9 protein-coding genes and 5 pseudogenes are annotated in these 8,927 nt (G+C 67.4%); 7 read left to right on the top strand and 7 right to left on the bottom strand.

The window, feature by feature from the left end; translation table 11 throughout:
• Nucleotides 1-425: 425 nt before the first annotated feature.
• Nucleotides 426-1,660, top strand: a pseudogene (locus ACZ4O3_RS43945) (IS701 family transposase).
• Nucleotides 1,661-1,843: 183 nt separating this feature from the next.
• On the top strand, nt 1,844-2,080 hold the full coding sequence (locus ACZ4O3_RS43940; RefSeq protein ID WP_467728005.1) for a hypothetical protein: 237 nt from the start codon (nt 1,844-1,846) through the stop codon (nt 2,078-2,080).
• A 133-nt stretch (nt 2,081-2,213) separates the two neighbouring features.
• Here the strand turns inward: ACZ4O3_RS43940 and ACZ4O3_RS43935 are convergent, their stop codons facing one another.
• Nucleotides 2,214-2,450: a hypothetical protein gene (locus tag ACZ4O3_RS43935; protein ID WP_467728010.1), complete on the bottom strand. Its 237-nt coding sequence runs from the start codon at nt 2,448-2,450 to the stop codon at nt 2,214-2,216.
• Between ACZ4O3_RS43935 and ACZ4O3_RS43930 the strand changes: the two are divergent.
• Nucleotides 2,427-2,600 (top strand): annotated as a pseudogene (locus ACZ4O3_RS43930) (IS5/IS1182 family transposase); the annotation flags it as partial. The gene ACZ4O3_RS43935 and the pseudogene ACZ4O3_RS43930 sit on opposite strands and share 24 nt — an antisense overlap.
• Before the next feature lie 114 nt (nt 2,601-2,714).
• On the opposite strand, the gene ACZ4O3_RS43925 reads toward ACZ4O3_RS43930, so the two are convergent.
• Nucleotides 2,715-3,317, bottom strand: a complete 603-nt coding sequence (locus ACZ4O3_RS43925; protein ID WP_467728003.1) for a DJ-1/PfpI family protein — start codon at nt 3,315-3,317, stop codon at nt 2,715-2,717.
• A 678-nt stretch (nt 3,318-3,995) separates the two neighbouring features.
• Between ACZ4O3_RS43925 and ACZ4O3_RS43920 the strand changes: the two genes are divergently transcribed.
• A complete protein-coding gene (locus ACZ4O3_RS43920) occupies nt 3,996-4,616 on the top strand; it encodes a hypothetical protein (RefSeq protein WP_467728002.1) in 621 nt (206 codons plus the stop codon).
• A gap of 73 nt (nt 4,617-4,689) precedes the next feature.
• Here the strand turns inward: ACZ4O3_RS43920 and ACZ4O3_RS43915 are convergent.
• Nucleotides 4,690-5,031 (bottom strand): annotated as a pseudogene (locus ACZ4O3_RS43915) (transposase); the annotation flags it as partial.
• A gap of 176 nt (nt 5,032-5,207) precedes the next feature.
• On the opposite strand from ACZ4O3_RS43915, the gene ACZ4O3_RS43910 reads away from it, so the two are divergent.
• Nucleotides 5,208-5,336, top strand: a complete 129-nt coding sequence (locus tag ACZ4O3_RS43910) for a hypothetical protein (RefSeq protein WP_467728000.1) — start codon at nt 5,208-5,210, stop codon at nt 5,334-5,336.
• Between the two features lie 34 nt (nt 5,337-5,370).
• Here ACZ4O3_RS43910 and ACZ4O3_RS43905 read toward each other — a convergent pair whose 3' ends face one another.
• The 4 genes and pseudogenes from ACZ4O3_RS43905 to ACZ4O3_RS43890 form a co-directional block, all read right to left on the bottom strand.
• Complete coding sequence (locus tag ACZ4O3_RS43905) at nt 5,371-5,748, bottom strand: fic family toxin-antitoxin system, toxin component (protein ID WP_467728009.1); 378 nt, start codon at nt 5,746-5,748, stop codon at nt 5,371-5,373.
• On the bottom strand, nt 5,748-5,987 hold the full coding sequence (locus ACZ4O3_RS43900) for a hypothetical protein (protein WP_467727998.1): 240 nt from the start codon (nt 5,985-5,987) through the stop codon (nt 5,748-5,750). The genes ACZ4O3_RS43905 and ACZ4O3_RS43900 overlap by 1 nt, the downstream gene beginning before the upstream one ends.
• 138 nt (nt 5,988-6,125) lie before the next feature.
• Nucleotides 6,126-6,887, bottom strand: a pseudogene (locus ACZ4O3_RS43895) (transposase family protein).
• A 421-nt stretch (nt 6,888-7,308) separates the two neighbouring features.
• The gene (locus tag ACZ4O3_RS43890; RefSeq protein ID WP_467727997.1) at nt 7,309-7,803 is read right to left on the bottom strand and encodes a hypothetical protein; all 495 of its coding nucleotides are present in this window, start codon (nt 7,801-7,803) and stop codon (nt 7,309-7,311) included.
• A 12-nt stretch (nt 7,804-7,815) separates the two neighbouring features.
• Between ACZ4O3_RS43890 and ACZ4O3_RS43885 the strand changes: the two are divergent.
• Both ACZ4O3_RS43885 and ACZ4O3_RS43880 read left to right on the top strand, forming a co-directional pair.
• A pseudogene (locus tag ACZ4O3_RS43885) lies at nt 7,816-8,540 on the top strand (transposase family protein).
• A gap of 246 nt (nt 8,541-8,786) precedes the next feature.
• Nucleotides 8,787-8,927: IS110 family transposase (locus ACZ4O3_RS43880; protein WP_467728007.1), on the top strand; the 141-nt coding region annotated here is incomplete at its 3' end.

The raw sequence follows: 8,927 nt of genomic DNA, 5'->3' as shown, positions 1-8,927 counted from the left end.
GGCACCGGCGTGCAGGCGGTCCACCCCGGCCAGTAGCCGTCATCGGCCCTGGCCCGCCGCGATCCGGCAGCCGCTCGGGCAAAGCGGCTGCGCTGCCGCCGACGATCTTGTAGCGGTTGTCGTCGAAGCCCGGTCGACGTCTCTTGTGGCGTGCCCGGCCGTCCGCCGAGGTGTTTTGTCGGCGGAACCCTGCAGTTCACTGTCCTGCCTGTCGGTGGGCAGCCTGTCTCGCCTGTGCCGGCGCAGGCCCTCCCGGTCCGAGACAACTAGTACTCCAGCCGGACTTCTGTATTTCTCCTGGTCAACGGCCTGGCGGTGGGGAGTGTAGCGGGGATTGGGCATGCGTGGGGCGGTCTTGGACAGGTCGTCCCACCGACGTGTGCCCGCGCCGCATGTAGTGACAGCGCGACGAGCAGTCCGTTCTCGTGATCCACGACGTACCGACGAACGCTTGGGACCTGGAACTCGAAGAACTCTTCCTGCAAACCGGAGCCCGCTTCTCCCGCGTGGAGGCCCGGCGGCGGATGCGGGACTACGTCGGCGGGCTGCTCGGCCCGGTCGGCCGCAAGAACAGCTGGCAGCTCGCCGAATACGCCGGCCACCCCACCCCACCCCACACGGCCTGCAGCACCTGCTCTCCCACAGCCGCTGGGACACCGACGGCCTGCGCGACGACCTCCAGGCATACGTGGCCCAACAACTCGGCACGCCGGAGGGCGTGTTGATCCTCGACGACACCGGCTTCGTGAAGAAGGGCAGCACCTCCGCAGGGGTGCAGCGCCGGTACTCCGGCACGGCCGGACGGACCGAGAATTGCCAGATCGGCGTGTTCGCCGCCTACGCCACCACCCGCGGCCGCGCCCTGGTCGACCGTGAGCTCTACCTGCCCAAGTCCTGGACGGAGGACCGGGAACGCTGCCGAGCGGCCCGCATCCCCGACGAGCGCAGTTTCGCCACCAAGGGCGAACTGGCCAGCGACATGATCGTGCGCGCTCTGGCCTCCCCCCTCCCCATCGCCTGGGTGACCGCGGATTCCGCCTACGTACAGGACTCGCACTTCCGGAGTTTCCTGGAAGACGCCGCGCTCTCCTACGTTGTCGCCGTCCCCAAGTCACAGCAGGTCAGCGGCCTGCGCATCGACCATCTCATCGCCCAGGCCCCGCCCGGGGCATGGCAGCGCCTGTCGGCCGGTCCGGGAGCCAAGGGCGAGCGGTTCTACGACTGGGCCGGCGCCCGGCTGCCCGCTGTGTGGGAGTTCGACGGCGACGAGCCGACCCGGCAGCGGTGGATGCTGGCCCGCCGCAGCATCAGCAAGCCCGACGAGGTCGCCTACTACCTCGCCTGCGCCCCGCTGGAGGCCACCGTCGCCGACCTGGTCCGCATCGCCGGATGCCGCTGGAAGATCGAGGAGTGTTTCCAGAACGCGAAGAACGAGTGCGGCCTGGACCAGTACGAAGTCCGCCGCTACGTGGGCTGGTACCGGCACACCACACTCGCCATACTCGCCCACGCGTTCCTGGCAGTGGTGGCCGTGCAGGAACGCGAAAAGGGGGTGACCAGGCCGACACACCCGACCTCGTGGACCTCACACCAGCCGAAATCCGTCGTCTGCTGGCAGCTCAACCCCGCCGCCATCCTGCACACCGCGACCACGCGGTGAAGTGGTCCCGATGGAGACGCCGCCACCAAGCACGTGCCCGACGCTGTCATTACATGCGGCGCGGGCACCCGTTGGTGGGCGGGGCGACCCAAGGCCGCCCCGCCCATGCCAAACCCTCGCTACACTCCCCACCACCAAGCCGTTGACCAGGAGAAATACAGAAGTCCGGCTGGAGTACTAGCCGTGCCGAAGATCGGTGACGACACCATGGCTTTCATCGACTACACCCCCTCCGGCCACGTGGCCGGGATGGTCACTGCGGCCCGGATCGGCACCGTCACATGCCAGTTGGCGGCGACCGACACTGCCCGCCCCGCTGATCACGTCGACGAGGTCTTCGCCTTCACCCGGATGTGTATCCAGCGCGCCAAACAGGGCCAGCAGGGCAGAACGCCGGACGCGGTCGTGGAAACAGGCTGAGGCGGCGGGTTGGGTGGGCAGGCCGCGCGGTACAGGACGTGGATGTCCGCCTCGCTGGTGATGTTCCCCAACTGCTTCACAGCGGCGTCGGAGAACGCGATCCGAGCGCGGCGCGGCCCGTGTCCCTGAGCCATCAGGCGACGGCCGACCGCTGCGCGGCAAGACGGGCGAGGTGCGCCTCCCGCAAGTCTTCCCACGGAGTGCAGTCCATGGGTGAGGGCAGCCCGTTCTCGGCGATGTCCTCCAGGACGGCGGCGAACTGGTCGGCCTGCTCGCGGGTGGGGGCTGCGTAGGCGCGGACCGCGTCGGTGGCCGCGGGCTCCAACTGCTCCCGGACCGCTCCGTCAACCGGCCCCTGACCCGAGGGCAGAAACTGGCCGCCGTCCGGGCGCCGGTCGAGCACGGCTTCGCCCACCTGAAGAACTGGCGGGTCCTCGGCAAGGTCCGCACCGACCCGACGTGGGCGACCGCCCTGGTCAGGGCCCTGCTGGTCCTGACGAACCGCGAAGTCTCCCGCTGACCGCGAACAGGTCCAGGAACTCGAACAGATCGCCGCACACGGCGAGTTCCTCCGCCTGCAACGGCGGCTCAGCGAGCGCGGCCTGCCCGACTGATCGTCGCCGAGGTGGCCAGGTCACACCGGTGGCTGCGGATCATACTGAATACCGCGGCGCACCTGGCGCGCGCGTTCCGGAGATGACAGCCGGGCGACGAGGTGGAGAGCCATGTCGATGCCGGCCGAGACCCCCGCGGAAGTGACCACGTCACCGTCATCGACGAACCTCTCGTCGGCCCGCACGTCGATGGTCGGGTCGAGTTCCTTGAGCCGTTCCAAGGCGCCCCAATGGGTGGTGGCCGGACGCCCGGTCAGCAGGCCGGCTGCGGCGAAGACCAGCGAGCCGGTGCACACGCTCGTCATGAGCGGAACCGACCGGCGCTGGCGTCGTACCCACTCCAGGTGCTGGCTGTCGTTGAGCTGAGGCCGGGTTCCCCGGCCGCCGGGATGCAGCAGGACGTCCAGCGCGGGCAGGTCGTCCATCGAGTAGTGCGATCCGACCGTGAGTCCCTTCGAGCAGCTCACGGGCTTGCCGTCGGCGGAGAAGCAGAACACCGCCCACTTGTCCTCGGGGAAGACCCGCGTCCAGTAGGCCAGGACCTCCCAGGGGCCGACCGCATCCAACTCCTCCACGTCGGGGAACAACAGGATCCCGATCTGCCGCACGTCTTCGTTGCTCATACAGTGATCCAAGCAGGCTCGATCTCGCGCAGCCACGAGGTTTCCGCCTGGCCCTCAAGCTGCCCTCGCCCAGCACGTCACCGACGCGTCAGAACGTTCCCACCAGGGCATACGCCAGTCGTTGAACTCCAACCCCAGACAACCTCAGGGTCTTCGCCGGGGGAACTGCGCGGCCCGGATACGGCGTTCGGCCCGGCGGCGGTCGAGGTCCTCGCGCTCGGCCATCAGCAGTTCGGCACCGATGATCTTCACTGAAGTCACCCGCCCACGACCAGCACGAGCATCCCGTGCACCGCGCACACCAGACCCGTGACCTGCAACTTCACGATGCACACCACTCAGTGAAGCAGGAGCTTCCACAGTGCCGGTGACCCCGCCGATCAGCCAGTAGCCGGAGTGACTGGAGCCGAATGGCTTGTGCTGGCGTCTATGCCCCCAGAAGCTACGTCTGGGGGGCAGATGGCAGAGGAGCCGCAGAGGCACGTACGTCTACGGCTAGCCAGGCGGCGCACCGCACCCGCCCGGGTGTGGGCTCGTACTCGTGAAGAGCCGCCCGACTCGCCCGCGGAGCCGACTCCGCAGCCCGAGCCAAGCCCTGGGCCGGACCCGGAGCCGGGCCAGGCAACGTCCCGAACACGGCGAATCTGGAACCGCGTCCAGCACGCGAGGTGGTCGCACATGATCACGGTGACCGCTACGGCGCTCGCTGCCCTTGCCGCAATCGGCGGCCTCTGGGCTCAGGCCGTCACGACCTACTGGAGTCAGCAGACTGCGAAGGACCAGCTCCAGCAATCCCAAGAGGAGAGCAGGAGAGAGATAAGCGCCCAGGCGGTGACTGTCTCCGCTTGGGTTGAAGACCGCGACGAAAACGGAAGCGATTGGGAATTGCATATCTTGAATCGATCTCCGGATCCAGTGCCATCGGCGCGCGTAGCGTTGAAGGGATCAATGCGCTTCAAAGGCTCCGATGTGAGCATTGGCGCCGATCTGTATCTGAATACGTCACGACTGTCGCCCTGCACGGAACTTGTCTTCTCGCGGAAAAGCGTCACGCATTGGGATCGTGAAGGGACGGATGGGACGGATGGAGGAGCTGCTGAAAAAACGGTATGGATAAGTCAGCTTTACGGCTTCACCTTCACGGACCGTGATGGAATGCAATGGTGGCGTTTGAGCAACGGGCATCTCGTTCGCTCGCTGGATGAATTCGATTTTCCCGATGAGGGCGGGAAATCGGTCTTTAATATTGATGCTGTGCCAGACGTAAGGAAAGCGGCGTCATGCGGCAACGTTGACTGAAATCCTCTCGCCCAATGTCCGCCCGGGCCTCTGGCGAGAGCCAGCCTGACTCCATGCTGTCGGTGATCGTGGAGATCTGGGGCTCGAAGGACCCGGCCCTATCCCGCGGCACCGCGATCTCGACCGGCCCCGACTCGGTGATCACCGACTTGGAGCGGTGTCCGTTGCGGTAGTTCTCCCGGCCGCCCTCGGCCCGCTCACCGGGCTCATGTCCCAGGTGATCGGTGAGCTCGCCCTCCAGGGCTGCCGCCAGCACCCGCTTGGTCAGCTGCTGCAGCAGGCCACCCTCCCCGGTGAGCTTCACGCCACCAGCCTGGGCCCGGGCAACCAGCTCGGCCACCAGCCCGTCATCCACCGCGTTCGTCCCACTCACAGCGGCCTCCACGGCCTCGCTGCCACTCGTCACGTCAGTCATCAACTGTCGCTTCCAGCCCGGGAGTTACACCGCTCACCGTACAGACCCGACGCCCTCGACCGCGCGCTGGACACGGCGGCAGGGATGATCCTGGAAACGCGAGATCCCGAGGGCGTGTGGGACGTACTCGCCCGTCTACTTGACCAGGTCGAGTCTGGGCGGACAAGGGTCTCGGCATGACGACCATGACCGCCGAACGGATCGTCGCCCAGCTGGGCGGCGTGCACGGCTTCTCGGGAGTGTGCTTCGGCTCGCGGGCCGGCCCTTGTCACGATGATGGCCAAGCCGCTCTGTACAGCCGGTGAAAATCCCGGCGAGGCGGTGCCCGGGGCACGGGTGTCAGGAGGCGGTGGGCCAGCTCCGCAGCAGGGCGGCGATCTTCGCGGCAGTGCAGGCGGGGTCGAGGAGCAGATTCTTGAGGGCGACGGCGTCCTCGCGTGCAGGTTTGACTCCGATCCCGGCGGCTTCCAGGTACATGACGCCGGTGGCCGCGGCGACGGCGAGGTTGGAGCGCTCCAGCCACCGGCACCGTCCCAGCGTGTGCACCAGCGCGGCCGCTTTGGCGTAGGGGCCGTCGTAGACGGGGTGTTCGAACAGATCGGCCCGGTGGCGGGCGACGGCCGCTACGGGGACCCCGTAGTCGTCAGGGGCCGGATCGTCGGCTCCGGCGGCCTCGGCGACCTGCAGGATCCAGGGGACGTCGATGGCCAGGTCCATCACGCCGCGTGCGCTCCCCGTGGTGCCTGCTGGGCTTGTTCGGCGTCGTCAAAGACGCTCTGGTGTTCGGCGAGGAAGCGGGCGGCCGCGTCCACCGCGTGGGCGCGCAGACCGCTGGTGTCGTCGTGGACGAGCCGGGCGAGGTAGTCGCCGATGCTCAGTCCCAGGTCGGCGGCGCGTTTCCTTGCGAGTTCCGCAACGTCCTCGTCCACCCGCGCGCCCAGTTGTGTCTTCGCCATACCAGCATGGTAACAGCTGTTACCGTATGAGAAAAGCGCCATGGAAAAGCAGCCACCTGGATCCGGCCACTCGGCCCTGTTCGACACCGCGAGCAACTGGAACGCCCGCCATGCGAAGGCATTGAGCTGTTTCTAACCTCAGTTTGAGCAGGTCAAGTGCAGCGTGAAGACGGTTTGGACGAGGGTGATGATGCGGGTTGTGCAGCATCGCAGCTTGCGCAGGAGCCGCCAGGTTTGAGAGTGGCCATGGCCTGCTCGGCGAGCGCGCGGATCTTCGCGTGTAAGCGGTTGACGGCTTGCTGACCTGCGGACAGCGTCTCCCAGCGACCCCGGTAGGGCACCCGGATGGTGCCGTTGGCGCCCCGGTAGCCCTTGTCGGGCCAGCACTCCGCGTCGGCTTCCTCCAGGGCGTCGATGATGCCCTGGGTTCGCGCGGCCTTGATGTCGTGGACCGCTCCGGGCAGCGTTGGTGAGACCCACAGCAGTCGGCCGAAGGGGTCTGCGATGACCTGCACGTTCATCCGGTGCTTCTTGTGTTTGCCGGAGTAGAACGGGCGGTCCGCGGCAATGCGGTCGATCGGCTGGAGCGTGCCGTCCAGGATCACGAACGCCTTCGCCGAGGCGGTCCTCGCCGCGTCGGCCAGACTGGGGACAAGAGCGGCCAGGGGTTCGACAGCCTCGGTGACATAAAGGTAGGCCGTCGTGGTGCCGACGCCGAACCTGCCGCGAGTTGGGCATACGTGTGCCCCACTCGCAGATGAGCGAGTGTGAGCAGAGCCTGGCGGCGACGCTCAGGCGCCGCCAGCGGGAGCCGATCGTACGGCGGTGCCGCCGCAACTGCTGCGTGAGGAAGCAGAGGGCAGAGCCGGAGACGTCGACGCCCGACGGGTAAGCAAGCACGTGAAGCCTCTGGAGGAGACGGTTCTCTCGGTCGAAAACCCATCGACCAGGGGCTTCATCATGTTGTCAGCCCAACTGCCAGGCCAACGCTTCAAGTTGGAAAGGGTCACTGCCTCCAATTGGGATCGAGACAATCCCCCGGCCGTGTTCGGCGCCGTAGTTGCTGCCGAGGCAATCCGCTGGCTTTCTGTGGCCCCTGGGGTGGTACTGGAGCGCACCGGAGAGACGGAACGCTCGCAACGGCCGGCACGCATCCGGACACCTCCACGGCATCAACGTACGGGCACACATGCTCCAGCCACGCCGACCGGACTCCCCGGCACGCCCCCCCCTCGCGCCTCATGGCGCGTTCTTTGCACCCGATCGGCCACGCTCCCGGGCGCTCCCCGGGCTACGGCTCGGGCAAGGGGTGTCGGAACGGTCAGCCGACCCCGCCGCTACCGAGTTCGACGCCTTCCACCTCGACCTCACCGCGCGCCCGGTCGGCGCGTCGGCGTATCGCGGCAAAGACTCCCGCCCAGACGGCGAGCACGCAGACCGCCAGGCCGGCGAAGACGACCGGGTTCACCCAGACCGGCACCAGCTCGGTCCCCACACCCTGGTCCGTGACGCACTGCACGCTCACCGGCAGCGTCATACGCGTCACCACGTGGTCGCCGTCGGCGCCGGAAGCCGCACACATCTGGTCCGGGTCCAGGATGTAGAACCCCGACATCACGCCCCAGGCATACGCGCCCACAGCCGCAGCGCCCGCCAATTGCACGACCAGCGCACACGACATGACGTCCGGCGACGTCCACCCCTTTGGAGGCTGACCGTGACGCGCGCGCCACACCAGCTGAACGGCCGTGCCCACGACCACCCATGGACACACGAGGGGCGAGAACGCCAGGATCAAGAAGAGAATGGCTTCCACGCCTTACCGGACATCGTCGTGGGGCGGCTGGTTCCCTCACGAGGGCGGTCAGCGAGCGGGGCGTTCCGTGATCCAACGGGCGGCCAGCAGACCCGACCCGACCGACAGACCTTGCCGGTCCTGGCCCACCTGCGCCGCGGCGACACCTACGCCGCCTCGCGGCGGGTTTCCGCGTCGGGATCGCCACGGTCTGCCGCTACATACGCGAGGCCGGCGACCTCTTGACCGCCCTGGCGTCCACGCTTGAGCAGACCATGCAGACCGTACGGAAGAAGGCATACGTGATCCTCGACGGCACGCTCCCGCCGATCGACCACATCGCCCACCGGCCGGCCGCACTACTCAAGGAAGAAGAAGCATCACGGGAAGAACGCGCAGGTCCTCGCCGATCCAGCCGGACGCCTGATCTGAGAATCGGACCCGCTGCCGGAAGCCACGCACGACCTGACCGCAGCCCGGACCCACGGGATCCCCGCCGCTCTGGCAACCAACGGCATCAAGTGCTAGGCGGACAAGGCGTATCGGGGTGCAGGCTCCGCCATCCGCGTCCCGTTCCGGGGCAAGCGCCTGCGCGGCTGGCGCCGGCGTCACAACCGGGACCACGTCAACACCGCAGCCTGGGCGAACGCGCCATGGCGATCCCCAAGTCCTGGCGACTTCTGCGGAAACTTCGCTGTAGCACCACCCGGGTCACCGGCATCGTCCGAGCTGTCGACGCTCTTGAATTCGCCAGCTGATCAAGATGAAAAAGGCTCCCTACGTTGTTCTGCGGGACGCGGTGAGCCCCTCGTATGGTTCACCCACCCAGGGGTGCCGGGTGTGGTTCAAAAGGCTCTGCCGCTTGTGGCTTCCACTGATTGGCCGCCCGGCGCCCCAGGACGACTCGGCTGCCAATTAGGAATTGCGAATGATCGCTGAGTAGGGAATCGACAGCGAGGTCGTCCGTCGGGAGGCGCCAGCAGCACACCGCGCGGAGGCATCACATGGCCATGATCTGGGCCGGCATCGACGCAGGCAAGACCCATCACGACTGCGTCGTCATCGATGAGAGAGGCGAGAGGCTGCTGTCGCGCCGCGTCGCCAACGACGAACCCGAGCTCCTCGAACTCCTCGCTGATGTCTCG

This window comes from Streptomyces sp. NPDC026515, assembly GCF_055567595.1.
This window is presented reverse-complemented; position numbering and strand designations above follow the sequence as displayed.